22 protein-coding genes are annotated in these 26,121 nt (G+C 71.9%); 15 read left to right on the top strand and 7 right to left on the bottom strand.

The genetic code is table 11. The annotated features are described in order from the left end of the window. Window position 1 precedes the first annotated feature (1 nt). Entirely contained in the window at window positions 2-1,141 is a 1,140-nt protein-coding gene (gene ccsB / locus ACSMTC_RS15725; protein ID WP_436560309.1) for a c-type cytochrome biogenesis protein CcsB, read from the top strand. Between the two features lie 125 nt (window positions 1,142-1,266). Beyond that, window positions 1,267-1,653, top strand: coding sequence for a hypothetical protein (locus ACSMTC_RS15720; RefSeq protein WP_436560308.1), 387 nt, complete (start codon window positions 1,267-1,269; stop codon window positions 1,651-1,653). 93 nt (window positions 1,654-1,746) lie between these two features. On the opposite strand, the gene ACSMTC_RS15715 is transcribed toward ACSMTC_RS15720, so the two are convergent. From ACSMTC_RS15715 to ACSMTC_RS15705, 3 genes are all read right to left on the bottom strand, one after another. Further along, a complete protein-coding gene (locus ACSMTC_RS15715) occupies window positions 1,747-1,956 on the bottom strand; it encodes an acyl-CoA carboxylase subunit epsilon (protein ID WP_436560307.1) in 210 nt (69 codons plus the stop codon). A 65-nt stretch (window positions 1,957-2,021) separates the two neighbouring features. Continuing rightward, window positions 2,022-3,623, bottom strand: coding sequence for an acyl-CoA carboxylase subunit beta (locus tag ACSMTC_RS15710; protein WP_436560306.1), 1,602 nt, complete (start codon window positions 3,621-3,623; stop codon window positions 2,022-2,024). 527 nt (window positions 3,624-4,150) lie between these two features. Further along, the gene (locus tag ACSMTC_RS15705; RefSeq protein ID WP_436560305.1) at window positions 4,151-4,552 is read right to left on the bottom strand and encodes a PLD nuclease N-terminal domain-containing protein; all 402 of its coding nucleotides are present in this window, start codon (window positions 4,550-4,552) and stop codon (window positions 4,151-4,153) included. A 79-nt stretch (window positions 4,553-4,631) separates the two neighbouring features. Between ACSMTC_RS15705 and ACSMTC_RS15700 the strand changes: the two genes are divergently transcribed. The 3 genes from ACSMTC_RS15700 to ACSMTC_RS15690 all read left to right on the top strand — a co-directional run bounded on the left by ACSMTC_RS15700 (window position 4,632) and on the right by ACSMTC_RS15690 (window position 7,433). Next, complete coding sequence (locus ACSMTC_RS15700) at window positions 4,632-6,083, top strand: menaquinone biosynthesis decarboxylase (protein WP_436560304.1); 1,452 nt, start codon at window positions 4,632-4,634, stop codon at window positions 6,081-6,083. Then, complete coding sequence (mqnP, locus tag ACSMTC_RS15695) at window positions 6,080-6,973, top strand: menaquinone biosynthesis prenyltransferase MqnP (protein ID WP_436560303.1); 894 nt, start codon at window positions 6,080-6,082, stop codon at window positions 6,971-6,973. The genes ACSMTC_RS15700 and mqnP overlap by 4 nt, the downstream gene beginning before the upstream one ends. An 82-nt stretch (window positions 6,974-7,055) precedes the next feature. Next, a complete protein-coding gene (locus ACSMTC_RS15690; protein ID WP_436560302.1) occupies window positions 7,056-7,433 on the top strand; it encodes a VOC family protein in 378 nt (125 codons plus the stop codon). 68 nt (window positions 7,434-7,501) lie between these two features. Here ACSMTC_RS15690 and ACSMTC_RS15685 read toward each other — a convergent pair whose 3' ends face one another. Beyond that, window positions 7,502-8,212 carry an MOSC domain-containing protein gene (locus tag ACSMTC_RS15685; RefSeq protein ID WP_436560301.1) on the bottom strand — a complete coding sequence of 237 codons (711 nt, stop codon included), beginning with the start codon at window positions 8,210-8,212 and terminating at the stop codon, window positions 7,502-7,504. Window positions 8,213-8,269: 57 nt separating this feature from the next. After that, window positions 8,270-9,010, bottom strand: a complete 741-nt coding sequence (locus ACSMTC_RS15680) for a cyclase family protein (protein WP_436560300.1) — start codon at window positions 9,008-9,010, stop codon at window positions 8,270-8,272. A gap of 156 nt (window positions 9,011-9,166) precedes the next feature. On the opposite strand from ACSMTC_RS15680, the gene ACSMTC_RS15675 reads away from it, so the two are divergent. The 6 genes from ACSMTC_RS15675 to ACSMTC_RS15650 all read left to right on the top strand — a co-directional run bounded on the left by ACSMTC_RS15675 (window position 9,167) and on the right by ACSMTC_RS15650 (window position 15,037). Further along, complete coding sequence (locus ACSMTC_RS15675; protein ID WP_436560299.1) at window positions 9,167-9,808, top strand: UbiX family flavin prenyltransferase; 642 nt, start codon at window positions 9,167-9,169, stop codon at window positions 9,806-9,808. A 179-nt stretch (window positions 9,809-9,987) separates the two neighbouring features. Then, window positions 9,988-10,449 (top strand): Lrp/AsnC family transcriptional regulator, encoded by a 462-nt coding sequence (locus ACSMTC_RS15670; RefSeq protein ID WP_436560298.1) that lies wholly within the window; start codon window positions 9,988-9,990, stop codon window positions 10,447-10,449. A gap of 17 nt (window positions 10,450-10,466) precedes the next feature. Further along, complete coding sequence (locus ACSMTC_RS15665; RefSeq protein ID WP_436560297.1) at window positions 10,467-11,429, top strand: threonine ammonia-lyase; 963 nt, start codon at window positions 10,467-10,469, stop codon at window positions 11,427-11,429. Window positions 11,430-11,476: 47 nt separating this feature from the next. Next, a complete protein-coding gene (gene mqnE / locus ACSMTC_RS15660) occupies window positions 11,477-12,640 on the top strand; it encodes an aminofutalosine synthase MqnE (protein WP_436560296.1) in 1,164 nt (387 codons plus the stop codon). A 147-nt stretch (window positions 12,641-12,787) separates the two neighbouring features. Next, window positions 12,788-13,714, top strand: coding sequence for a L,D-transpeptidase family protein (locus tag ACSMTC_RS15655; protein ID WP_436560295.1), 927 nt, complete (start codon window positions 12,788-12,790; stop codon window positions 13,712-13,714). A gap of 381 nt (window positions 13,715-14,095) precedes the next feature. Then, a complete protein-coding gene (locus tag ACSMTC_RS15650) occupies window positions 14,096-15,037 on the top strand; it encodes a beta-ketoacyl-ACP synthase III (protein WP_436560294.1) in 942 nt (313 codons plus the stop codon). A gap of 178 nt (window positions 15,038-15,215) precedes the next feature. On the opposite strand, the gene ACSMTC_RS15645 is transcribed toward ACSMTC_RS15650, so the two are convergent. Further along, a complete protein-coding gene (locus ACSMTC_RS15645; protein ID WP_436560293.1) occupies window positions 15,216-15,857 on the bottom strand; it encodes a TetR family transcriptional regulator in 642 nt (213 codons plus the stop codon). 337 nt (window positions 15,858-16,194) lie between these two features. Here ACSMTC_RS15645 and ACSMTC_RS15640 point away from each other — a divergent pair, with 337 nt between their 5' ends. Beyond that, window positions 16,195-18,474: an outer membrane protein assembly factor BamB family protein gene (locus ACSMTC_RS15640; protein WP_436560292.1), complete on the top strand. Its 2,280-nt coding sequence runs from the start codon at window positions 16,195-16,197 to the stop codon at window positions 18,472-18,474. A gap of 96 nt (window positions 18,475-18,570) precedes the next feature. Here the strand turns inward: ACSMTC_RS15640 and galE are convergent, their stop codons facing one another. Then, window positions 18,571-19,554 (bottom strand): UDP-glucose 4-epimerase GalE, encoded by a 984-nt coding sequence (galE, locus tag ACSMTC_RS15635; protein ID WP_436560291.1) that lies wholly within the window; start codon window positions 19,552-19,554, stop codon window positions 18,571-18,573. Window positions 19,555-19,783: 229 nt separating this feature from the next. Between galE and ACSMTC_RS15630 the strand changes: the two genes are divergently transcribed. From ACSMTC_RS15630 to ACSMTC_RS15620, 3 genes are all read left to right on the top strand, one after another. Beyond that, entirely contained in the window at window positions 19,784-21,406 is a 1,623-nt protein-coding gene (locus tag ACSMTC_RS15630; protein WP_436560290.1) for a glycosyltransferase family 2 protein, read from the top strand. A 424-nt stretch (window positions 21,407-21,830) separates the two neighbouring features. After that, a complete protein-coding gene (locus ACSMTC_RS15625) occupies window positions 21,831-24,737 on the top strand; it encodes a bifunctional glycosyltransferase/CDP-glycerol:glycerophosphate glycerophosphotransferase (RefSeq protein ID WP_436564698.1) in 2,907 nt (968 codons plus the stop codon). After that, window positions 24,734-25,876 (top strand): glycosyltransferase, encoded by a 1,143-nt coding sequence (locus ACSMTC_RS15620; RefSeq protein WP_436560289.1) that lies wholly within the window; start codon window positions 24,734-24,736, stop codon window positions 25,874-25,876. Before ACSMTC_RS15625 ends, ACSMTC_RS15620 begins: the two co-directional genes overlap by 4 nt. Window positions 25,877-26,121 lie beyond the last annotated feature (245 nt).

The raw sequence follows: 26,121 nt of genomic DNA, 5'->3' as shown, positions 1-26,121 counted from the left end.
GGTGCATCTCGCCTCGGGAGTCGACCTACAGCTGGCCGACCTCTCCAACAAGTTGATCTACTCGGCGATGGCCGTGTATCTGATCGCGATGTTCGCCCACATGTTCGAGTGGACGTTCGGAAGCAAGGGCGCGGTCGCGGTCCGCTCCGTCGAGCAGTCGAGCCTGGCCGAGACCGTGGCGGCCGCCACGGAGCCCGCCAAGGCGGCCAAGCAGGTCACCGTCACCGTCGCCTCGGCGAACGGCGGGACCACCACGCTGACCCGCACCGCCCTGGCCGACGCCGGCGCCACCGTGGTCACCAGCGGCCGCGGTGAGGCCGACGCGGCCGACGGCCCGGGCGCCGCCGGCACCAGCGACAAGGGCGACCTGGCCGGACGGATCGCGGTCTCCCTGACCGTCCTCGGCGCCCTGCTGCACGCCGGTGCCGTGGCCAGCCGCGGCCTCTCGGTGATGCGCTGGCCGTGGGGCAACATGTACGAGTTCTCCTGCGCCTTCGGCCTCACCATGGTGCTCGCCTACCTCGGCCTGCTCGCCGCCAAGAAGAAGGCCCGCTGGCTCGGCCTGCCGGTCATGCTGGCCGTGCTGCTCACCCTCGGACTCGCGGTGAGCGTGCTCTACACCGACTCCGAGCAGCTCGTCCCGGCCCTGCACTCCTACTGGCTGGCCATCCACGTCTCCACCGCGATCATCTGCGGCGGCTTCCTGTACGCGGCCTTCGTCTCCACCCTGCTCTACCTGGGCAAGGACCGCTACGACCAGCGCGTCGCGGCGGGCCTGGCCACCGGCCCGCTCGGCACCCCGGCCTCGGTCTGGCAGCGGCTGCCCGCCGCCACCACGCTGGACAAGCTCTCGTACCGGATCAACGCGATGGTCTTCCCGCTGTGGACCTTCACCATCATCGCGGGCGCGATCTGGGCCGAGGCGGCCTGGGGCAAGTACTGGGAGTGGGACCCGAAGGAGACCTGGTCCTTCATCACCTGGGTGGCCTACGCCGCGTACCTGCACGCCCGGGCCACGGCCGGCTGGAAGGGCCGAAAGGCGGCCTATCTGGCCCTGTTGGCCTTCGGCTTCTACCTGTTCAACTTCTACGGCGTCAACATCTTCATCACCGGCAAGCATTCCTACGCCGGTGTCGGCTGACAGTCCGTCCCGGCCGCCCTGCCGCCCGCTGCGGCGGGGCGGTTCGTATCGGCACTTACCGTTCCAACCGTTTCCGCCAGTCCCAAGGCCGCGAGGAGGGCCGCACGATGGAGTGCGATGAGGTCATGCTGACCGTCCGAATCACCGCTACGGAGAGAGCCTTGCTCCGCCGGCTCGCCCAGGGCCACCGCAGCGACGTCTCCGAGGTCGTCGCCGACGGGCTGCTGGACGTCCTGCCCACCCTGCACTGCACCGCCGACGCCTACCGGCTGCTGGCGGCGCTGACCCAGCCGGCCCCCTGTGCCCAGACCGTCTGGCTTCCCGCCCCGCTGGCCGACCTGCTCGTCCTGGCCGCCGGCCGGGTCGCCCAGTCCACCGGCGTCCGTCTCGGCTCCGCCAGCGCCATGCTGGGCGGCGCCGTCCGGCTCTGGCTCTCCCAGGACCCCCAGCGCCTCGCCACCAACCTCGCCGTCATGCACGCCGGCCGTCCGGCCGCCCTCGCGGCCGCCTGAGCGGGCCCGGCACGAGAAACGCCCGCCCCGCGGCCGGACTCCGATGGAGTCGGCTGCGGGGCGGGCGCTGTCGTCCGGGCGGCCGGTGGGCCGTCAGGCCGCCTGCTGCCAGCTGGCGGGGGAGAAGTACGCCGGGCGGCGCTCCAGGCGCTGCCAGTTGGCGATCGGCTCGACCACGGCGGTGTGGACGGCGGCCTGGGCGGCGGCCGCGCGGGTCATCAGGACGGCGGTGAGGGCGGCCAGCTCCTCGTCGGTGAGGGAGCCGCGGACGATACGGACGAGGGGTTCGGCGGAAGCGCTCATGGTTGTGGTTTCTCCCCCGGTTCAAGAAGTCTGGAGTGGGACAGACGGGCCTCGGCGGCCGCCGGCTACTGCGGCGGGTTGCCGTGCTTGCGGCTGGGCAGGTCTGCGTGCTTGGTGCGGAGCATGGTGAGGGCGGAGGCCAGCACGGAGCGGGTCTCGGCGGGGTCGATGACGTCGTCCACGAGGCCGCGCTCGGCCGCGTAGTACGGGTGCATCAGCTCGTTCTTGTACTCCTTGATCTTCTGCGCGCGCATCGCCTCGGGGTCCTCGGCCGCGTTGATGTCCCGCCGGAAGATCACGTTGGCCGCGCCCTCGGCGCCCATGACCGCGATCTCGTTGGTCGGCCAGGCGTAGGACAGGTCCGCGCCGATCGAGCGGGAGTCCATCACGATGTACGCGCCGCCGTAGGCCTTGCGCAGGATCAGCGAGATCCGGGGCACGGTGGCGTTGCAGTACGCGTACAGCAGCTTGGCGCCGTGCCGGATGATGCCGCCGTGCTCCTGGTCGACACCGGGCAGGAAGCCCGGCACGTCCAGCATGGTGACCAGCGGGATGTTGAACGCGTCGCACATCTGCACGAAGCGCGCCGCCTTCTCGCTGGCGTTGATGTCCAGCACACCGGCCAGCGACTGCGGCTGGTTGGCGATGATCCCGGTGACCTGGCCGTCGATCCGCGCCAGCACGCACAGCACGTTGGTCGCCCACCGCTCGTGGACCTCCAGGAACTCGCCGTGGTCGACGATCTCCTCGATCACCTTGCGCATGTCGTACGGGCGGTTGCCGTCCACCGGCACCAGGTCGAGCAGCGCCTCGCAGCGCCTCTCGACCGGGTCGTCGTTCACCACGGACGGCGGCATCTCCCGGTTGTTCTGCGGCAGCAGCGACAGCAGGTAGCGCACCTCCTCGATGCACGACTGCTCGTCGTCGTACGCGAAGTGCGACACGCCCGACACGCCCGAGTGGACGTCGGCGCCGCCGAGCCCGTTCTGGGTGATCTTCTCGCCGGTCACCGCCTGGACCACGTCCGGGCCGGTGATGAACATCTGCGAGGTCTCGCGGACCATGAACACGAAGTCCGTCAGCGCCGGCGAGTACGCCGCACCGCCCGCGCACGGGCCGAGCATCACCGAGATCTGCGGGATCACGCCCGAGGCCTTGGTGTTGCGCTGGAAGATGCCGCCGTAACCGGCCAGTGCGGTGACACCCTCCTGGATCCGGGCGCCGGCGCCGTCGTTCAGCGACACCAGCGGCGCGCCGGCCGCGATGGCCATGTCCATGATCTTGTGGATCTTCTGCGCATGGGCCTCGCCCAGTGCGCCGCCGAAGATCCGGAAGTCATGGGCGTAGGTGAACACCGTCCGCCCGTGCACCGTGCCCCAGCCGACGACGACACCGTCGGTGTGCGGCTTCTTCGCCTCCAGCCCGAAGCCGCTGGCGCGGTGCCGGCGCAGCGGCTCGACCTCGTGGAAGGAGCCCTCGTCCAGCAGCAGGTCGATCCGCTCGCGAGCCGTCAGCTTCCCCTTGGCGTGCTGCGCCTCGGTCGCCTTCTCGCTCGGGCCCCGGCGGACCTTCTCCCTGAGGTCGTGCAGCTCGGCCACCCGCCCGCGCACGTCGGCCGGGATCTCGGGGATCTCGTCGCCGACCGGCGCCTCGTGCAGAACCGTCATCTCGAACCACCACTCCAAGTGTGAGGGAACTGTCCGACAGCCGGCCTGCTGTGGCGGCGGCTGCTGCTGCGAACACTTCTTCACCTACGACACTACGAGGGATCGGGCCCGGGTTTCGGCGTCGATTCCGTACAAGGTCGGGCCCGAGAACATGTGAAAGCCGTACAGAAAGCATGAGGGGCCCGCCGGTCACTCGCAGCTCGGGCCCGGTTACCGGCGGAAGCGGTCGATGATCGGTGGAATGCGTCGATTCCGCAGGTCAGCGGGGTCGGGCGGGCGCGTGGCGGCGGCTCCGGCGGTTGTCGGGTGGGACGGCCGGGAAAGCCGGGGCGGCGCCGGGGAAGGGCTCCCTCCCGGCGCCGGATGGTAGGGATGCGCCAAAGCGGCCCACCGTGCCACATACGGAGGACCAGGGCTCCGAACGGGTGGTTCCGAGCCAGGCCCGCGTGTCGCGCCCCGGTGCCGTCCGCCGTCCGCCGGACCTCCTCAGGGCGGGATCACCGGGCCATCACCGGGCCGGGGAGCGCTCAGCCGCGCGGGTCCTCCTCCGGCCGCTCCCTGCCCCGCAGCTCCTCCTCGCGGCGGCGCAGGTCGGCCTCCCACCGCCTGAGCATGTCCTCGTGCTGACGGGTGTCTTTGTGGGGAGTCTCCCTGTCGGCCGGAGTGCCGAGGGAGGCCAGGAACTCGGGATCGTCGTCCGGGGCCGTCGGGCGGCCCTGTCGGGGGCCCGCCGTCCGGGCCGCCATCTGGCCGCGCCGCCTGCCCACCACCAGCCAGGCGATCGAGCCGACCAGCGGGAAGAGCAGCACGATGATCACCCAGGCCACCTTCGGCAGGTGGCGGACCTCCTCCTCGGGAGTGGTCAGGCAGTCGATGAAGGCCCAGATCCACAGGGCGAGGACGAGCAGTGGCGGCAGAATCCTCAGCACAGCGGCGATCTCCCCCGGGCGATGACAGGTAGGGCCCTCTTTGCGGGCCCAGGGTAGTGGGTGTCGGATACTGACAGGTATGGCATACGACGATCTCCGTTCGTTTCTCCGGGCGCTGGAGCGAGAGGGCGACCTCAAGCGCATCAAGGCCGAGGTCGACCCCTATCTGGAGATCGGAGAGATCGTCGACCGCGTTCAGAAGGCCAAGGGCCCCGCGCTGCTGTTCGAGAACGTCAAGGGCGCCTCGATGCCGCTGGCGATGAACGTCTTCGGTACCGAGCGCCGGCTGGCCAAGGCGCTCGGCCTGAAGTCGCCCGACGACATCTCGGAGAAGATCGCCGGGCTGCTGAAGCCCGAGCTCCCGCAGGGCTTCACCGGGTTCCGGGACGCCTTCGGCAAGCTCGCCTCGATGGCGCACGTGCCGCCGCGCAACGTCAAGGACGCCCCGGTCCAGGAGGTCGTCCTCACCGGTGATGACGTCAACCTCGACGAGCTGCCGGCCCTCTTCACCTGGCCGCTGGACGGCGGCTCCTTCTTCAACCTGGGCCTGACCCACACCAAGGACCCGGACACCGGCATCCGCAACCTCGGCCTGTACCGCCTGCAGCGGCATGACAGGCGGACCATCGGCATGCACTGGCAGATCCACAAGGACAGCCGCAACCACGCCGCCGTCGCGGCCAAGCGGGGGGAGAAGCTCCCGGTCGCGATCGCCTTCGGCTGCCCGCCCGCCGTCACCTACGCGGCGACCGCCCCGCTGCCCGGCGACATCGACGAGTACCTGTTCGCCGGCTTCGTGGCGGGCGAGCGGGTGCGGATGGTGGACTGCAAGACCGTCCCGCTCCAGGTCCCGGCCGACGCCGAGGTGGTCCTGGAGGGCTGGCTGGAGCCCGGCGAGATGCTGCCGGAGGGGCCGTTCGGCGACCACACCGGCTTCTACACGCCGCAGGAGCCGTTCCCGGCGCTGACGATCGACTGCGTCACGATGCGCCGCCGCCCGCTGCTCCAGTCGATCGTGGTCGGCCGCCCGCCGACCGAGGACGGGCCGCTCGGCAAGTTCACCGAGCGCTTCTTCCTCCCGCTGCTGAAGATCATCATCCCGGACATCGTCGACTACGACCTGCCCGAGGCCGGCGGCTTCCACAACTGCGTGATCGTCTCGATCGACAAGAAGTACCCCAAGCACGCCCAGAAGGTCATGCACGCCATCTGGGGCGCCCACATGATGTCGCTGACGAAGCTGATCATCGTGGTGGACTCCGACTGCGACGTGCACGACTACCACGAGGTCGCCTGGCGCGCCTTCGGCAACGTCGACTACAGCCGGGACCTCACCGTGGTCGAGGGCCCGGTCGACCACCTCGACCACGCCTCCTACCAGCAGTTCTGGGGAGGGAAGGCGGGCATCGACGCCACCCGCAAGCTCCCCGAGGAGGGCTACACCCGGGACGGCGGCTGGCCCGAGATGGTCAGCTCCGACCCGGCCACCGCCGCACTGGTCTCCCGACGCTGGAAGGAGTACGGACTGTGACGACCGCCGCCGTCCCGCAGAGCAGGACCCGGGCCTTCCTGCGGCTGGTGATGATCGAGCACTCGGTCTTCGCCCTGCCCTTCGCGTACATCGCCGCGCTCACCGCGATGTTCCTGGACGACCGCCGGATGCACTGGGGCCAGCTGCTCCTGGTCACCGTCTGCATGGTCGGCCTGCGCACCTTCGCGATGGCCGCCAACCGGATCATCGACCGCGAGATCGACGCCCGCAACCCCCGGACGGCCGGCCGCGAACTGGTCACCGGCGCGGTCTCGCTGCGCACTGCGTACACCGGCTCGGCGATCGCCCTGCTGGTCTTCCTCGGCGCGGCCGCCGCGCTCAACACCCTCTGCCTGGTGCTGGCGCCGATCGCCGTCATCCCGATGGTGGTCTATCCGTACGGCAAGCGGTTCACCGACTTCCCGCAGGCGATCCTCGGCCTCGCCCAGGCCATGGGCCCGGTCGGCGCCTGGCTGGCGGTCACCGGCACCTGGTCCTGGGACGCGGCCGTGCTCGGCCTCGCCGTCGGCATCTGGATCGGCGGCTTCGACCTGATCTACGCCTGCCAGGACGTCGCCTCCGACCGGGCCGACGGGGTCCGCTCGGTGCCCGCCCGCTTCGGCGTCGCCGCCGCCATCTGGGGCGCCCGGGTCTGCCACGCCGTCACCACCGGTCTGCTCGTCTGGTACGCCGTCCTCACCCATGCGGGTCCGGTCTTCTGGGTCGGCCTCGCGGTGGTGGCCGGCGCCTTCCTCTACGAGCACACCATCGTCCGGCCGGGCGACCTGTCCCGGCTCAACCGGGCCTTCTTCAGCACCAACGGTTTCGTCGGTATCTCGCTCTTCGCCTTCGCCCTGCTGGACCTGGTCATCCGGGGCCTCGGACTCTGATCCTCCCGTTCCGGCCGCACCCGTCGAGGGCAGTGCCTATGCTGCCGAGCAGAGGGGCGGGTGCGGTCGGCGAGGAGGAACGATGATCGGCAAGCTGCAGTGCGTGGTCCTGGACTGCCACTACCCGGCCGGGCTGGCGCACTTCTACGGGACCGTGCTGGGCGGGGAGGTCGACCGCCCCGATCCGAGGTGGTCGCCGGACGAGGAGTGGTCGACCGTCCACCTGCCCGACGGTACGGTGCTGGGCTTCCAGCGCGTCGAGGACTACCGCCCGCCGATGTGGCCGGACCCGGCGCACCCGCAGCAGTTGCACCTGGACATCGAGGTCGAGGACCTGGACGCGGCCGGGGAGCGGGTCCTCGCACTCGGTGCCGAACTCAAGGACGCCGAGACCGGCTGGCGGGTCTACCTGGACCCGGCGGGGCACCCGTTCTGCCTGGTCCAGCATTCCGGGAAGTAGCGCGCGGGGCACGCCCCCGCACCCCTGAAGGCCCGCCGAGGGCTCGCACCGCTGAGACGCCGAGCGGCTCAGGCGAGGGCGACGGCGTCCCCGACCCGCAGGCGCCCCGGCCGGGCGACCTCGGCCAGGGCGTCGAGGCGGGTGTCATGGGCCCGGGCGACGGCCTTGAGGATCTCGGGGGCGTGCGGCAGACCCGGCTGCGCCGTGCCGGTCATCGCGCAGCGCTCACTGGAGCGGATGAAGGCCAGAGCGACCCCGCCCCTCACCCGTCCCACCCGGCCGAACCACTCGTCCTCGACGAACGGCGGGGTCCCCGGCGGGGTGCGCAGCAGGATGTTGGGCCTGAACCGCCGCTCGTCCACGACCGCGGACGGTACCGCCCGGCGGACCCAGTCCAGGGTGGCGGTGCTGAGCACGCTGACCGGCAGCTGGTCGAAGTGGGAGACCTCGTCCTCCCGGGCCAGGCCGACGTCCGGGCGCTGGAGGTAGGCGCGCAGGAAGGCGTCCGGGTCGGCGACGGGAGTGCCCAGCGGATCGAACAGCTCGGGTGCGCCGAGCCGGCCGCCCAGCCGGGAGGAGAGCCGCAGCAGCCCGTCCATCCGGCGGAAGCGGCGGGTGTTCTTGCCCGAGCCGAGCTTCCCGTCCCCGTCCCGGACCGCGTACAGCCGGTCCCCGGCCAGCCCGCGCCCGTCCACCTCGACGGCGTCCAGCCGCTCGCCGCCGGTGGACTTGACCGGGTAGCGCCAGAGGGCCTCGACCACGCCGATGAGCTCTGCCATGGCGGGAGCCTAGCGGCGCACTCCGGAGATGATCCAGACCAAGATGAGGTGTACGGATCAGCCCAGCCGGGCGACCGCGCGGACCGGGGCGCCGTCGGCGGCGACCAGGCGGAGCGGGAACAGCGAGAGCTCGATCGGGCGGCCCGCCTCCTGGGCGTCGAGCAGCGGGGTCAGATCGGTGAGGTTCTCCGCGATCACCGCACCGCCGCGGGAGCCGAGCAGGATCCGGTGGGCGGCCAGCGCGGTGGACTCGGCGGCGGGGTCGTGCTCGTCGGAGAGGTCGGCGAGCAGCGCGGCGACCGCGGGGTCGCCCGGGCCCGGGTCGGGGGTGGGGTCGATGCTCAGGGCGTCCACGCCGACAGTGCGGATGCCCGCCGCGACGATCGCCTCCGCCGAACGGGGAGTCAGCCACGGGTGGGCGAGATAGCGGTCGCTGCCCCAGTGCCGGGGCCAGCCGGTGGCGAGCAGCAGGATCGTGCCCGGGGCCGCCGACTCCAGTGCGGGTTCGAGCAGTTGCGGGGTCACTCCGGTGCGGGGTTCGAGCCCGCGCAGGTCGGCGACCACGGCCGGTCCGGTGAACAGCTCCAGCGGCAGCCCGTCCAGGGTGGGCCAGGTGACGTCCACGTGGTACGGGGCGTCCACATGCGTGCCCGACTGCGAGCCCAGGTGCAGGCCGAGCACGTTGACCCCGGCGGTGGCCGTGGTGAGCGCGGGCCGCAGCTCCACCTCCGGATCCCCGGGGTACACGGGCATACCTGTGGTGACCGGATGCGTGAGGTCGATCAGCGTCGGCGCCATGCACCCATCTTCCCGCAGGCTCTGGTCTTCCCGCAGGCTCTGGCCCCGGGGCAGGAGTCGGTCCCCGGGTTCGCACGGCGGCCGACAGGGGGCGGTTCCCCGTACGCCCGGAGGCTCTCCCGCCCGCCGCCGGTGATCGGAGCTAGGGTGCGGGGCATGGAGCAGCAGAGGGCACGTCAGCCGTGGGTGGTCGGAGTCTCGGGCGCGTCGGGGACGCCGTACGCGGCCTCGGTGATCCGGGCGCTGCTGGCGGCGGGCGAGGCGGTGGACCTGGTGGTGAGCCGGGCGGCGCGGCTGACCATCCTGGACGAGACCGGGGTGTCGTTCCGCGACGCGCACTGGCAGGAGGACCTGACGGCCTGGACCGGTGTCGAGGACCTGGGTGACGTCCGCTACTGGTCGGCGGGCGACTTCGCGGCCGGCCCGTCCAGCGGCTCGTACCCGGCGAAGGGGATGCTGGTGGTGCCGGCGACCACCGGTGCGGTGGCCGGGATCGCGCTCGGGCTGAGCAAGGACCTGCTGCAGCGGGCCGCCGCGGTGACCCTGAAGGAGCGTCGCCCGCTGGTGGTCTGCGTCCGTGAGGCGCCGCTCGACGGGGTGACGCTGAAGCACCTGGTGGAGCTGGACGCCCAGGGCGCCGTGGTGCTCCCCGCCTCGCCGGGCTTCTACGCGGGCGGTTCGACCGCCCGGGAGATGGTCGACTTCGTGGCGGGCCGGGTGCTGGACGCGGTGGGGGTGCGGCACGGGCTGTACCGGCGCTGGGAGGGTGAGCTCGGCTCCGGGGGCAAGACGGCGTGAGCCCCGGGCACGACGGCGTGAGCCCGGGGCACGACGGCCCCGGCGGCACGGGCGCGTAAAGCCGCGCCGCACGGGAGAGTATGTTCTTTGCGATATCCGGGTTGATCCGCGCATGGCGCCTTTGATTCCGGATAATGATCTGTGGGTCTGTAGCGGTTCGGAAGGACGCAGGCGGATATATGGACACGGTTGACAGACAGCTCATCCAGGCGCTGAGGGAGAACGGCCGCGCCTCGTACGCCGAGCTGGGCCGCCTGGTGGGCCTGTCGGGCCCCAGCGTGACTGACCGCATCAACCGGCTGGAGCAGGCCGGTGTGATCACGGGCTACCGCGCCACGGTCAACCCGGCCTCGCTGGGGTTCGGCGTCACCGCGCTGATCGGTCTTCAACTCACCGACGCGGCGGACCACGAGGACGTCGCGCACCGGCTGAAGGACCTCGCCGAGGTCGAGGACTGCTGGTTCATCGCGGGTGACGACTCGTACATGCTCAAGGTCCGGGTGCCGGACGTGGAGGGCCTGGAGTCGGTGGTCAAGCGGCTGTCGAGCACCAAAGGCGTGGCCCGCACCAGGACCACGGTTGTACTCTCCACCAAGTGGGAGAACAGGGTGAGCGAACTCCCGCTGGATGCCTTGGAGTAGCGACAGGGGAGGGGCCCATGGCACTGGTCGGACTGGAGGAGCTGCGCGCCGCGCAGCAGCGGATCGCCACGGTGGCGGTACGGACTCCGCTGATGCCGTGTCCATGGGCCTCGGACGGCGCGCGCAGCCTCTGGCTGAAGCCGGAGAACCTGCAGCCCACCGGGGCGTTCAAGACCCGTGGCGCGTACAACCGGCTGGCCGCGCTGACCGACGCCGAGCGGGCGCGCGGCGTGGTCGCCCAGTCGAGCGGCAACCACGCCCAGGCGGTGGCGTACGCCGCGCAGCTGCTCGGCATCAAGGCCGTGATCGTGATGCCGGACACCTCGCCCGCGGTGAAGGTGGACAACACCCGTTCGTTCGGCGCCGAGGTGATCCTGGTCCCTCCCGCCGAGCGGGACGCCCTCCCCGCCGAGCTGGCGGCCGAGCACGGCTACGTCTGGGTTCCGCCCTACGACGACCCGTACATCATCGCCGGTCAGGGCACCGTCGGCCTGGAGGTGGCGGAGGACGCCCCGGACGGTCTCGACACCGTGCTGGTCCCGGTCAGCGGCGGCGGTCTGATCTCGGGCGTGGCGGCGGCGATCAAGCTGATCTGCCCGGGCGTCAAGGTGATCGGCGTCGAGCCGGAGCTGGCGGCGGACGCTCAGGCGAGCCTGCGCAGCGGGCGGCTGACGGCCTGGCCGGCGGCGGACACCTACCGGACGATCGCGGACGGCCTGCGTACGCCGTCGGTGGGCGAGCTGCCCTTCGAGCACCTCCAGGCGTACGTGGACGACATCGTGACGGTCTCCGAGCAGGAGATCCGCGACACGGTGGCCCTGCTGGCGCGCCGGGGCCGGCTGGTGGCCGAGCCCTCGGGGGCGGTGGCACCGGCCGCGTACTTCCACCGGGCCGGGGAGCTGGACGGCCGGGTCTTCGCGGCCGTGGTGAGCGGTGGCAACGTCGAACCCGAACTCCTTGCCGAGCTGCTTCAGGCGTAGTCTCGTTCCGGCACAGTGTCGGCAGGATCGAGGAGGCGGGTCACCGCATGGACGCAGGGCTCAAGCGCGAGCTGGAGGCGAAGGTCTACGCGGGTGAGCGGCTGACCCGCGAGGACGGCATCGCGCTCTACGAGAGCGACGATCTGGCCTGGCTCGGCGGTCTCGCCCACCACGTCAGGACGCGGAAGAACGGCGATGTCGTCCACTTCAACGTCAACCGCCACCTCAACATGACCAACGTCTGCTCCGCCTCCTGCGCCTACTGCTCGTTCCAGCGCAAGCCGGGCGAGAAGGACGCGTACACCATGCGGATCGAGGAGGCCGTCCGGCTGGCCAAGGCGATGGAGGTGGACTCCCTCACCGAGCTGCACATCGTCAACGGCCTGCACCCGACGCTGCCGTGGCGGTACTACCCGCGCAGCCTGCGCGAGCTGAAGGCGGCGCTGCCGAACGTCTCGCTGAAGGCGTTCACCGCCACCGAGATCCACTGGTTCGAGAAGATCAGCGGCCTGACGGCGAGCGAGATCCTCGACGAGCTGATGGACGCCGGTCTGGAGTCGCTGACCGGCGGTGGCGCGGAGATCTTCGACTGGGAGGTCCGCCAGCACATCGTCGACCACGACACCCACTGGGAGGACTGGTCGCGGATCCACCGCCTGGCGCACGAGAAGGGTCTGAAGACCCCGTGCACCATGCTGTACGGCCACATCGAGGAGCCCCGCCACCGGGTCGACCACGTGCTGCGGCTGCGTGAGCTGCAGGACGAGACCGGCGGGTTCCAGGTCTTCATCCCGCTGCGCTACCAGCACGACTTCCACGACTCCAAGGACGGAGTGGTGCGCAACCGGCTGATGGAGCGCACCGAGATGGCCACCGGCGCCGAGGCGCTGAAGACCTTCGCCGTCTCCCGGCTGCTGTTCGACAACGTCCAGCACGTCAAGGTCTTCTGGGTCATGCACGGGGTCACCACCGCCCAGCTGGCGCTCAGCCACGGCGCGGACGACATGGACGGCTCGGTGGTCGAGTACAAGATCACCCACGACGCGGACAACTTCGGCACCCCGAACAAGCTCAACCGCGACGACCTGCTCGGCCTGATCCGGGACGCGGGCTTCCGCCCGGTCGAGCGCAACACCCGCTACGAGGTCATCCGCGAGTACGACGGCCCCGACCTGCAGCGCCGGGAGACCCCGCAGTCGATGCGACTCTGATCACGGACGCCTGGCACCCCCCAACCGCAGGGGGGTGCCAGGCGTCCCTAGCCCTGGTATCGGTAACACCGCGGTGTGCCGATGCTCACAGGCTCACCACGCGCCACGGGTTCCGATCATCCCGCTGGCTTTGGAAGGATCGTCAGCATGTCCGGTTCTCATCGTGTCACCGTCCAGCCCTACAACGAGGTCCGCCCCGAGGCGGTCCACGGCGACGGAGATGAGTCGCGACGCCCGAGAGGGCGCCGGCGCAAGCCGCGCAAGCGGCGGGGCAAGGCACTCATGGGCGGTACGGCGATGCTGCTGGCGGCCACCGCGGGCTGGTTCACGGTGGGCCCGGGGGCCGGGAGTTCCCCGCACGCCTCCGCGGCCGCCCCCGACAAGCCGGAGGCTGACCCCGCGTCGGCGGGCGGCACCACGCAGGCGGGGGCGATCCGCAACGACTCGGCCGCCGCCAACCGCTCGGACCGCAACGACGGCACCTACGCCTCGATACCGGGCCTCGGCCCGACCTTCAGCGCGAAGGTCCCGGCGCAGACCCGCCAGCTGCTGGTGGCCTCCGGCAAGGACCGGAACTCCTCCGACACCACGGTCGTCCTGTGGACCCGCACGCCCGACAACCGCTGGAAGCCCGGCACCGCCTGGCAGGGCCACAACGCGTACAAGGGCTGGACCACCGACAAGCACGCGGACGACCTGCACAGCCCGATCGGCGTCTTCTCGCTGACCGACGCGGGCGGCCGGCTGCCCGACCCGGGCAGCAAGCTCCCGTACGACCAGGACTCGCACTTCGTGGTCGGCGGCACCGGTTTCAACGGCGAACAGCTGGCCGGGTCCTTCGACTACGTGGTGGCGATCAACTACAACCGGGTGCAGGGCGTCTCCCCGCTCGACAACCGCTTCCCCGACGGCAAGTCCAGGGGCGGCGGCATCTGGCTGCACGTGGACCACGGCGGTCCGACCCACGGCTGCGTCTCGCTGCCCCAGGAGCAGATGGTCGAGCTGCTCAAGACCCTGGACCCGGCGGCCCACCCGATGATCGCCATGGCGGACGCCCCCACCCTGGCGACCTGATCCCCGGCCGGTCGACGGCAGGGCCCGCGGCATCGCGTGCCGACGGCCCCCGGGCGTGCGGCGGCACCTTCGCACGACGCACGCCCGGGCACGGTCCGGTCTTGGACCGACCGGCAATAGGGCCCGCGGCGTCGCGTGCCGATAGCTCTCTCTCCCTCCTTGCCCGCCATCGGGCAGGAGGGGCCGTCCTTGCCCGCCATCGGCCGGGGGGACCCCCTTCTTCACCCACGCTCCCTATTGCCGGTCGGTCTTAGGACCGTGCCCCGGTCGTCGGCGGTCTTGTGCCGCAAGGGCCGTTGTCCGAGCTCTACAGGTTCTGGCCTGCGACGTTGTACCCAGGCGTGAGTCCCCGACCGGCCGGTAACCGGGTTGAGTGGCAATATGACCGCCTCGAAAATCGTGTCGCTCGGCCACTACCAGCCGGCCAAGGTCCTCACCAACGACGACCTGTCGAAGCTGGTCGACACCGACGACGAGTGGATCCGCAGCCGGGTGGGCATCCGCACCCGGCACATCGCGGTCGAGGAGACGCTGGTCGACCTCGCCACCGAGGCGGCCCAGAAGGCGCTGGCGGCCGCCGGCCGGCAGGCCGTCGAGGTCGACCTGGTGGTGGTCGCCACCTGCACCGCGGTGGAGCGCAGCCCGTACACGGCGGCCTCGGTCGCCGCCCGGCTCGGCATGACCGCGCCCGCCGCGTACGACATCAACACGGTCTGCTCGGGCTTCTCGTACGCGCTGGCGACCGCCGACCACGCGATCCGGGCCGGCGCGGCGAAGCGGGCGCTGGTGATCGGCGCCGAGCGGATGTCCGACACCATCGACTGGACCGACCGCACCACCTGCGTGATCTTCGGTGACGGCGCGGGCGCCGCCCTGGTGGAGGCGGTGCCGGACGAGGAGGCCGGGATCGGCCCGGTGGTCTGGGGCACCGAGCCGGAGAAGACCGACGCGGTGGTGATCACCGGCTGGGATCCGACCATCAGCCAGCAGGGCCAGTCGGTGTTCCGCTGGGCCACCACCAAGATCGCGCCGCTGGCCAGGGAGACCTGCCTGAAGGCCGGTCTGGATCCTTCCGAGCTCAAGGGCTTCGTGGCGCACCAGGCCAACCTGCGGATCATCGACGCCATCGCGGGCAAGCTGGGGGCGCCCGACGCGGTGGTCGCCCGCGACGTGGTGGACTCCGGCAACACCTCGGCGGCCTCCATCCCGCTGGCGCTGAGCAAGCTGGTGGAGCGCGGTGAGCTGCGCTCGGGCGACCCGGTGCTGCTCTTCGGCTTCGGCGGCGGTCTCGCCTACGCGGGGCAGGTCGTACGCTGCCCGTGACCGGGCCGGGACATGGCCGTGGGGCGGCCGGAATCATGTGATTCCGGCCGCCCCACAGTGGTTTCCAGCGCGTCGCGGCACGTCGGCGAACCTCCCCCGAGGACACAACCGCCGTCCGACGCGCCCCGGACAGGAGGCCGGAGCTGCGCGCTGAGTGGATGGTGGGACAGCTTGCCTGCTACTTGGGCGGCTTCTTACCGGTGACGCCCAGGTAGACCTGCAGAGCCAGGTTCGGCTTGAGGTCCTTGACCTTGACGCCCCAGGAGGTGAAGGCCTTCGAATGTTCTGCGGCCGAGGCGAGAAGCGAGACCAGCGCGCCAGAGACGGCGGCCGGATCGACCGTCTTGTCGGTCTTGGCCTGGTTTGCCTTGACTGCCTCGGTCAGAGCCGACGCCACCGAGTTGAGGACCTTCATGCGGATCTTGAAGAACCGCTTGTCCCCCTCGGCTGCACCGAGAGTAACGACTCGGAGAATGGCGTCGTTCTTGCGCCAGAAGGCGAGGAATCCGTCCACCAGTTCTTCCGAAGCGGTGTAACCGGGCTTTCCCGCCCAGGACTTTACTGCGACGAGCTCTTTGAGCCCGGCGCTGTCCTCGGCCATTTCCTCTGCGATCTCGAGGACTGCGCCCTCGACATCCGGGAAGTACTGGTAGAAGGTCGCGGGGGAGGTACCCGCCATACGGGCGACGTCGATGACCTTGACGTCCCGGTAAGGCGACGTGCTGAGCATCTCGCGGAGGCAGTCGAGCAGCTTCTGCCGCGTCTCCTGTCCGCGTCGCCCGGCGACGCGACCGTCGACGGTGCGAACTTGTCCTGTCATGCCGTCAGCTTACCGTGGCACGATCTTGTCGCGATTCGGTGATGCGACTATTACTCCGCCCGGGGGTGGTTCGAGGCGTTCATCGGGGCGCTCGGAGCGATATTCCGAGTGCATCCGAAGCCCCCCCGTGTGCTGATGACCCCACAGCGTGACGGCCGGTCGGCTGAGGGGTGATCGGGTCGCTCAGAGTGATCGTCAAGGTCGGCTCCGGGCGACGGCCGGACCCCGGGGGCCCGGGCGTGTCCCTGACGGGGGAGATTGGATCCGGCGGGGTGGGCATTGGAGAATCGGGGCGGCGGCCCGGTCAGGGCGCCGCAGACGGGGAGGAGGCAGCGGAGTGGACCAGCTGACGGCGCACGATCCGAGGCGGATCGGGCCCTTCGAGGTGCTGGGGCGGCTCGGCGCGGGCGGGATGGGCCTGGTCTACCTGGCGCGGTCGGCGTCCGGCCGACGGGTGGCCATCAAGACCGTCCGGGGTGAACTGGCCGAGGACGAGCTGTTCCGGGTCCGCTTCGCCCGCGAGATCGCCGCGGCCAAGACGGTCGGCGGCTTCTACACGGCGGCGGTGGTGGACGCCGACGCCGACGCCCCGGTGCCGTGGCTGGCCACCGCGTACGTGCCCGCGCCCTCGCTGGAGGACCTGGTCACCGAGTGCGGGCCGCTGCCGGTGGACGCCGTCCGCTGGCTGATCGCCGGGATCGCCGAGGCACTGCAGTCCATCCACACGGCCGGCCTGGTGCACCGCGACCTGAAGCCGTCCAACGTGCTGGTGGTCGAGGACGGCCCGCGCGTGATCGACTTCGGGATCGCCGCCGGGGTCTCCAGCGCCCGGCTCACCATGACCAACGTCGCGGTCGGCACCCCCGCCTACATGTCCCCCGAGCAGGCCAGGGACAGCCGCAGCGTGACCGGCGCCAGCGACGTCTACTCGCTCGGTTCGCTGCTGGTCTTCTGCGCCACCGGCCACCCGCCCTACCGGGGCGGCAACCCCGTCGAGACGGTCTTTCAGCTGCTGCGCGACCAGCCGGACCTCTCCGGGCTGCCGGTCGAACTGGTGGACCTGGTCCGGGCCTGCATGCGGCCCGCGCTCGAACACCGGCCGACACCCGCTCAGATCCAGTCCGAACTGGCTCCGCACCTGTTCTCCCGGGACGACGCCTCCGGCGAGGCGGGGGACTGGCTGCCCGCCAGCGCCATCGCCCTGATCGAGCGCAAGCGCGGCCGCCGTCCGGCGGCACCGCCCCCGCCGCCGGTGCCGCCGGCCCCCGTGGTGCCGCCCAGGCCCGCCACCCCGCCCATGGCGGCCCCGGTGGCGCCCGCCCGCAGCGGCGTCTTCGACGAGGAGGTGGCCACCGAGAAGCTGGCCGCCCGCCGCCGCCAGCAGGCCGGCCAGGGCTCGGCCGAGGTGCGGCTCTCCGGCGCGGCGGTACGGATAGGGCCGGGCCCGCAGGCCCACCAGACCGGTGCGGCCGAAGGGGCGGTGCCCGGTGCGGACTGGGTCCGCCGGGCCGTCCCGCCGCAGGCGACCCGCTGGCGGCCCTGGCGGTTCCGGATGTCCAACGACGTCTGGGGCACCCCGCTGGTCGCCGACGGCACCCTGTTCGTCTCCAGCTTCGAGGTGCACGCCCTGGACATCGGCTCCGGGCAGCGCCGCTACAAGACCCGCGACGTCGCCTGGGCCCTCGCCGTGGACTCCGGCCGGGTCCACGCCGCGGACGGCCCGCACCTGTACACCGTGGACGTCGCCGACGGCACCGAGCGCTGGCGCCACTCCCTGGACGGCTGGGCCTACTCGCTGGACGCCGCAGACGGCGTGCTCTGCTGCGGCATCAGGGGCGGCGGCGTGCAGCTGCGCTCGGCGGCGACCGGCGCCGAGCTGTGGCGCGCCGAGGACGCCCAGCAGGTCTACGAGAACCCGCAGTCCGGCCCCGTGCTGGTGTCCGGCGCCGCGTACTACCACGGTGGCGGGCGGCTGCACTGCGTCGACACGCACGGCGGCGGGGAGCGCTGGGCGGTGCCGGTCGGCGAGGACGTCCCGTCCCGGCCGGTCGAGCAGGCCGGCGTGCTGTACGTCACGGCCGGGCACCGGGTGCACGCGCTGGAGGTCCTCAGCGGGCGGGAGCTCTGGCGGTTCGACGCGGCGGTGGTGCTCTTCACCCCGCCCGCGCTGGACGGCGGCTCGGTGTACGTCGCGGACTACCTCGGCACCGTGTACGCGCTGGACGCCGCCACCGGGCGGGAGCGCTGGCGCGGCCGCACCGGCAGCCGGCAGGGCGCCGAGCCGGTGGTGGTCGCCGACGGCACCGCCCTGGTCGGGGCCGGGGACACCCTGCACGCCTTCGACACCGCCTCCGGGCGGGAGCGCTGGCGCTACACCGCCAGGGGCGAGATCGTCGGCTCCCCGGCCACCGCGGACGGCCTGGTCCACCTCGGCAGCCGGGACCACTCGCTGCACACCCTGGACCTGGCCTCCGGGCGCCTCCGCTGGGAACTCGGCACCAAGGGCGAACTGACCGGCTCCCCGGTGGCCGTCGGCGGCCGGGTCTTCGTCGGCAGCAAGGACCGCTGCGTCTACGCCCTCGACGCCTTCTACGGCACCGCCGTGCCCCAGGGCTGAGGCGGGGGCGCTTTTCGGGGCGCTTTTCGGGGGTGCGGGGCTCTGCTCGACCGAACAGAGCCCCGCACCCCCGAAAAGCAACCCCTGGGGGGTTCCTCAGCCCTGGCGGGCTTCCGGGTGGCGGGTGAGCCAGCCCTCCCAGGCCGAGGCGACCATGGCGTCGACGTCGTACTCGGCGCTCCAGACGAGCTCCTTGCGGATCAGGTCGGCGGCGGCCACCACCCGGGCCGGGTCGCCGGGACGGCGCGGGGTGACCTCGGGCGCGGTGTCCCGCCCGGTGACCCGGGCGATCACGGCGAGCATCTCGCTGACCGACACACCCTCGCCACGCCCGATGTTCAGCGTCAGCGAGACCGGCTCGCTCGCGGCGTCGAGCCGCTTCACGGCCGCGACGTGGGCGGAGGCGATGTCCGAGACGTGGATGAAGTCGCGGATGCAGGTGCCGTCCGGGGTCGGGTAGTCGGCGCCGAAGACCAGCGGCGGCAGCCCGTCCGTCAGCCGCTGGAAGACCATCGGGACCAGGTTGGTGACCCCGTCGTCGGCCAGCACCGGCGAGGCCGCGCCCGCGACGTTGAAGTAGCGCAGCGACACCGTGGAGAGCCCGTAGGCCTTGGCGGAGGCGTTCAGCAGCCACTCGCCGACCAGCTTGGTCTCGCCGTACGGGTTGATCGGCGCACAGGGCGTGTCCTCGGTCACCAGGTCCACGTCCGGCATGCCGTACACGGCGGCGGAGGAGGAGAACAGCACCTTCTTCACGCCGCCGGCGACCGCGGCGGCCAGCACGGTGCGCAGGCCCTCCACGTTCTCCTGGTAGTAGTGCAGCGGCTCGGCCACCGACTCGCCGACCTGCTTCTTGGCGGCGATGTGCAGCACACCGGTGACCCGGTGGGCACGGATCGCCTCGTCGAGGGCGGCCCGGTCCAGGGTCGAGCCGACCACCAGGGGGACGCTCTCGGGCAGCCGGTCCCGGGAACCGCTGCTCAGGTCGTCCAGTACCACGACCCGCTCACCGGCCGCGACCAGTTGGTGCACCACATGTCCGCCGATGTATCCGGCTCCGCCGGTGATCAACCATGTCATGGCGGGAATCCTATGCCGGGTGGCGACGGCGGGGCCGGGTGCCCAGAGGCGCGCGGGCGGGTCACGAGTGAACGGGCGGCGGCCGGGCGCGTCCGGCACCCCGGGGGAATCGGACGGCTGACATGGACGGTCCGGTACGATCGCAAGCGATTACTGGGATCACTGGGCGGCCCGTCCCTTCCCCTGAGTGACGCGGATAATGGCTGTGATGGAGGGGGTAGGGGCCCGAATGGCCAGTAGCAATTTCGGCAAACCTCCTCGGGTCAGCGTCGTGGTGATCGTCTTCAACGACGCCGAGCGGATTGCCACCGCCGTCCGGTCCGCGCTCTCCCAGGGCGACGCGGTCGGCGAGGTCGTGGTGGTGGACGACGCCTCCACCGACGCCACTGCGGAGCGGCTGGCCCGGCTGGCGGCCGCGGACGGCCGGGTGCGGGTGATCACCAGAACCGAGAACAGCGGTGGCTGCGGCACCCCGAGGAACCAGGGCCTGAGCGCCGCGCGCGAGCGGTACGTGATGCTGCTGGACAGCGACGACGTGCTGCCCCCCGAGGCCGCCCGCACCCTGCTGGACACCGCCGTCGCCGAGCGGGCCGAGGTGGTCGCGGGTGTCTGCGTCCGCCGTGAGCTGCCCGCCGGCACCGACTCGCCCTGGCAGCGCGACCTGTTCCCGGCCGACGGCGCCCCGCCCGAGCGCTACGACGGCATCGGCGGCCGGCCCGAGTTCCTGCGCGACACGCTCTGTGTCAACAAGCTCTACGAGCGTGACTTCCTGGACCGCCACCAGGTGCGCTTCGCCGAGGGCGCGGTGCACTACGAGGACTTCGTCTTCACCGCCCTGCTGTACGCCGCCCGGCCCAGACTGGTCGCGATCGCCGACACCGTGTACCTCTGGCACGTCCGCCGCGCCGCCGGGCGGCAGTCGATCTCGCTCCGCCGCGACGAGGTCCGCAACTGGCAGGACCGGGTGGACGCGCACACCGAGGTGGTCCGGATCCTGCTCGACTCCGACCAGCCCGAGCTGGCCCGCGCGGCCAGGACCAAGTTCGTCGACCACGACCTGCGGATGTACGTCCGTGAGCTCCGCCACAAGCCGGCCTCCTACCGGGCCGAGTGGTGGCAGATCGCCCGGGCCCACCTGAGCTCCTTCGACTCCGCCGCGCTGGCCGCCGCCACCCCGGCGGGCCGCTGGGTCGCCGAGCTGCTGCTGGCCCGCCCCGAGCCGGTGACCGGCGCCGAGCTGCGCCGGATGGGTGAGCTCGCCGCCAACCCGCCCAGACTCGCCCCGCCGTACCCGGTGGACGCGGACGGCCGCCCGGAGCTGGCCGAGGGCGTCCCGCTGACCGGTCTCACCGAGCTTCCCCCGGCCCAGCTCCCGCTGGCCGTGGACGGCGTCGTCAGGCTCGCCTCCTCCTGCGGCGTACGGCTGCGGGTGCACGACGCGTACGGACTGGTCTCCGCCGCCGAGCCGGTCAGCGCCATCCTGGAGCTGCGGACCCGGGTCGGCCCGCCGCTGACCCTGCGCCACCCGCTCCAGCTGACCCCGCACCCCGAGGACGGCTGGATCGCCACCACCTCGGTGGACACCTTCGAGCTGCGGGACGTCGGCGAGATGACCGCCTGGGCGATGCGGGTCAAGGTCCGCTACGCCGACGGCAGCCGTGCCATCACCGCGGTCCGCTCGGCGACGCCCGCCAAGCGGCACGTGGTGTTCCGTGCGCCGCTGCGGATCGCCCTGGTCCAGGTGTACGAGACCGGGAACGGCGAGCTGGGTCTGCGGGTCGCCGACGGCGTCCGCGGCGGCTGGGAGGTCGTCCGCAGCCGGCTGCGCCGCGTTCTGGCCCGCCGGGGCTGAACCGCACCGGCCGTACGGGAGCCCGCCTCCCGCTCCGGCCGCCCTGTTCCTCCCCGCGGCCGGCGGGCCGAGGTCCCTCCAGGCCGCGAGCGGGGCCGGCGGGTGAAGTCCCAGGTCGCGCGCGCCGCCGCCGGGAACGGCCGTACGGCACCCGCCCTCACCGGGCTCCGGCCGTCCGCCCGCACTCCCCGCGGCCCGCGGTCCCGGCCCGGCCGCCCGGGCCCGGCCGCCCGGGCCCGGCCGCCCGTGACCGGTGGGCGGGAGCGGGGTCCGGCGGATGGCAGAATTTATGGGATTCCGTTACCGGGATCCGCCCATGTCCTGCCAAGCGGACATCGCCCGGTGGTACGCCGCCCGGGCGACAACGACCGAGGTCCCGGCGCTGCCGGGAGCTGTGCTCACCGACGACAAGGACCTTCGTTCCATGCCCTCCAGCCAGGCGAAGCCGCTGGTCAGCGTCATCGTGATCGTCTACAACGACGCGGCCCGGCTGCCGCGGGCGGTCGCCTCCGTACTGCGCCAGTCGCTGCGCGGTGTCGAGGTGCTGATCGTGGACGACTGCTCCACCGACGACAGCTTCGCGGTCGCCCAGCGGCTGGCCGCCGAGCACCCCGACCGGGTCAGCGCGCTGCGTCTGCCGGAGAACAGCGGCGGCTGCGGCGGCCCGCGCAACCACGGCATCGCCGAGGCCCGGGGCGAGTTCGTGATGTTCCTGGACAGCGACGACGAGCTGGACGACCACGCCTGCCGCAACCTCTACGAGGCGGGGGAGCGGACCGGCGCCGAGCTGGTGTCGGGCCTGAGCGTACGCCGCTTCGTGGGCAACCGGAACGGCAAGATCGACCGCTGGTACCCCTGGATCTACTCGCGCACCCGGACCCTGGACTCCATCGCCGAGCTGCCCGACCTGCTGGTCTGGGACACCCTCTCGACCAACAAGGCGTACCGGCGCAGCTTCCTGACCCGTACCCGGCTGCAGTTCCCGCTCGGCATCCTCTACGAGGACCTGCTCTTCTCCGCGCAGGCGTACCTGGCCGCCGAGCGGATCACCCTGATCCCCAACCGGGTCTACTTCTGGGACCAGTGGCCGAGGACCGGGGACAAGGGCGGGGCCTCACTCTCCAACCGGCGCCACGAGATCCGCAACTTCACCGACCGGCTGGAGATCCACCGCCGGATCGACGCGATGCTGGCCGACCGGGACATGGCCGAGCTCAGGTACCGCAAGGACCTGAAGTTCCTCAAGCACGACCTGGTGCTGCACCTGCGCGATCTGCCGTTCCTGCCGGAGGACTTCCGCAAGGAGTTCGCCGAGCACGCCCGCGGCTACCTGGCGGGCCTGGACCCGGAGGCGGTCGCCGAGAGCCCGTTCATCCAGCGGATCTGCGCCTACCTGCTCTCCCGGGACGACTGGGCGAACCTGCTCCCGGCCATCGACACCCTGCTCAACCGGGACAAGCTCTCCAGCCCGCTGACGGAGCGGGACGGCCGGGTGTTCTGGTGCGCCGAGCACCTGGACGACCCCGAGGGCCGCCGGGTGCTGGAGGTCACCGGCCACGGCTACCACGCCAAGGCCGTCGGCCGGCTCTTCCTGCGCAACCAGCTCACCCGCTACGCGGTCGGCCCGCGCGGCGTCGAGCTGGCCGGGCGGATCGTCAACCCGCTCGGCCGGATCGCGGCCGACGCCAGGATCTCCGCCAAGCTGGAGTTCTCCGCCCGCCGCAAGACGCTCAAGTCCAAGATCACCTTCCCGGTCGGCGAGATCAGGCACGACGGTGACGGGATCGTCTGGTCCGCCACCGCCGACCTGGCCAGGGCGCTGCGGCCGCTCGGTGTGCTGGACGGCGTCTGGGACGTCCGCTGCGTGCTCACCGTGGACGGCGAACGCACCACCACCCGGCTCACCGTCGGTGACCTCGACCTGGCCGCGTTCCCCGCCCCGCCGGTCCGCCCCCGGCTCACCCGTCTCACCGGGGACCGCCTGGAACCGCACCGCTCGGCCCGCGGCCACCTGTCCTTCGAGCTAGCCGCCGAGGGCGCCCTGGCCCGCCGGGGCACCGACCTGATCGAGCGCGCCATGCGCGGCGAGGCGGGCCCGATCGCCAACACCGCGATGGACCGGGCCCGGCGCAGCCTGCGCGGCGCGCTCAGGTTCAAGCGGCAGCTGAACAACGGTGACACCAAGCTGAAGGTCTACCACCAGCTGCTGCACCGGCTGCCGGTGGTCAAGGGCCAGGTGGTCTTCGAGAGCCACCAGGGCAAGCAGTACAGCGACAACCCGCGCGCGGTCTACGAGGAGCTGGTGCGGCGCGGTGCGCCGATGAAGGCCGTCTGGTCGTACGCCGGCGGCACGGCGGGCTTCCCGTCCGGCGCCACCCTGGTCAAGCGCTGGTCCTGGGACTACCTGAAGGCGCTCGCCCAGGCCGAGTTCTGGGTGGACAACCAGGGCTTCCCGTACCGGCTGCGCAAGCGGCCCGAGACCACCTACATCCAGACCTGGCACGGCTCGGCGCTCAAGAAGATGGGCTTCGACCTGGCCTCGCTCAAGCGGCAGACCCCCGACCAGCAGGCGCTGTACCTGGCCGGGCTGGAGCGCTTCGACCACTTCGTGGTCCGTTCCGAGCACGACGTGCGGACCCTGGCGCCCGCGTACCGGATCGGTGAGGACCGGCTGCTGCGGGTCGGCTACCCGCGCAACGACGTCCTGCGGGACGAGGGCGCCGCCAAGGACCGCCAGCTGGCCGAGGACCTGGGCATCGACCTGACCAGGCCGGTGGTGCTGTACGCGCCGACCTTCCGCGCGGACGCCTCCGGCCGGGTGCGGCCCTTCGAACTGCCCTTTGACGTCGAGGAGTTCGCGGAGCGCTTCGGCGACCGGATGACCCTGCTGGTGCGCTGCCACTACCTCAACAGGGTGGTGCTGCCGCCCTCGGTGGCCGGCAAGGTGATCGACGTCTCCGAGGTCCAGGAGGTCACCCCGCTCTACCTGATGGCGGACGCGCTGATCACGGACTACTCCTCGCTGATGTTCGACTACGCGCTGCTGGACCGGCCGATGCTCTTCTTCGCCTACGACTGGGAGGAGTACGCCGACGACCTCCGCGGCACCTACTTCGACCTGCTGCGCGAGGCGCCGGGCCCGGTGCTGCGCGAGGCCGGGGAGCTCTTCGAGGCGCTCGGCGACCTGGACCGGGTCGGCAAGGAGTACACCGAGGCCCGGCAGCGGTTCGTGGCCGAGTACGGCGAGTACGACCAGGGTGACGCGGCGGCGAGGATCGCCGATCTGATGTTCGGCGCAGCCGACGGGACCGAGCAGGAGGCCGGGCGATGAGCCGCGACGTCTTCATCGTCAGCAACAGCGTGGACGAGCTGGGCGGTGTCGCCAGCTGGTCGCACCGGATGGCCGAGCTGCTCAGCGCCAGGGGCCACCGGGTGCAGCTGATCGGCATCGCCCCCGCCGTCCTGCACAAGGACTTCGGCGACGGCCTGCCGTACGGCATGACCACCCTGTACCGGGAGCGCCCACCGTCCTCCTGGAGCCCGCGCTACCCGTGGCAGCACCTGGACGCCAGGGCCCGCCGCCAGGAGGCGAAGCGGGCGGCCGGGGTGCGCGCCGCCGCCGCCCGGATGAGCCGGATGTTCCAGGACGCCCGCCCGGGCGCGGTGGTCATCGTCACCCAGGTGTGGGCGATGGAGTGGGTGGCCAGGGCCGACCTGTCGGGCCTGCGCGTGATCGGCATGACCCATGAGTCGTACGAGACCTGCCGGGCCACCTCCCGGTACGGCCGGGTCAAGCGCTACTACGCGGACGTCGACCGGCTGGTGGCGCTCACCGAGGAGGACGCCGACGCCTGGATCCGCGACGGCATGAACAGCACCTGCGGCATCCCCAACCCGCTGCCCTTCCCGCTGCCCGAGACCGTGCCGCCCGCCACCAAGACCGTGGTCAGCATCGGGCGGCTGGCCCAGGAGAAGGGTTATGACCTGCTGCTGGAGACCTGGGCCGCGGTCGTTCAGGGGCGGCCCGGCTGGCGGCTGAAGGTCTACGGCCTGGGCGAGGAGGAGGCGGCGCTGCGGGCGCGCTGCACCGAGCTCGGCCTGGACGACTCGGTGGAGTTCCCCGGGCGGACCGACGACGTGCCGGGCGCACTGGCCGGTGCCGCGGTCTTCGCGATGTCCTCGCGCGGCGAGGGCTTCCCGATCTCGCTGATGGAGGCCATGGCCTGCGGCGTGCCGTGCGTGTCGTTCGACTGCGCGCCGGGCGTCCGCGAGATCATCCGCGACGGTGAGGACGGTCTGCTGGCGCCGACCGGCAACACCACCGCCCTGGCCAGGCAGCTCGGCCGCCTGATGGACGACCAGGAGCTGCGCGACACCATGGGGGAGAAGGCGCGCGAGGCGATCGTCCGCTACTCGCCGGAGCAGGTGACGGTGCGCTGGGAGCAGCTCTTCGACCTGCTCGACGCGTAGCGGCCGTCGGCGGGTCCCGCGGTTCCGGGAGCCGCGTACCCCCTGCGGGCACGCGGTTCCCCGAGCCGTCGGGCGCTCACCCCGGCGGCCGGGGATCTCCGGTGCCCGCCTGAGCGCCTCCCCGTGCCGGGCCGGCTCTCCCGGTGCGGGCCCGCCTCCGGAGGGAACCGGCGTGGCGCGCCATCCGGATAAGTGGCGCGCCATCCGGATAAACGGACATATCGGTGGAATCCTGGCAAAGTTCG

This window comes from Kitasatospora sp. HPM-01-4 (assembly GCF_051374625.1).
Lineage (GTDB): Bacteria > Actinomycetota > Actinomycetes > Streptomycetales > Streptomycetaceae > Kitasatospora.
This window is presented reverse-complemented; position numbering and strand designations above follow the sequence as displayed.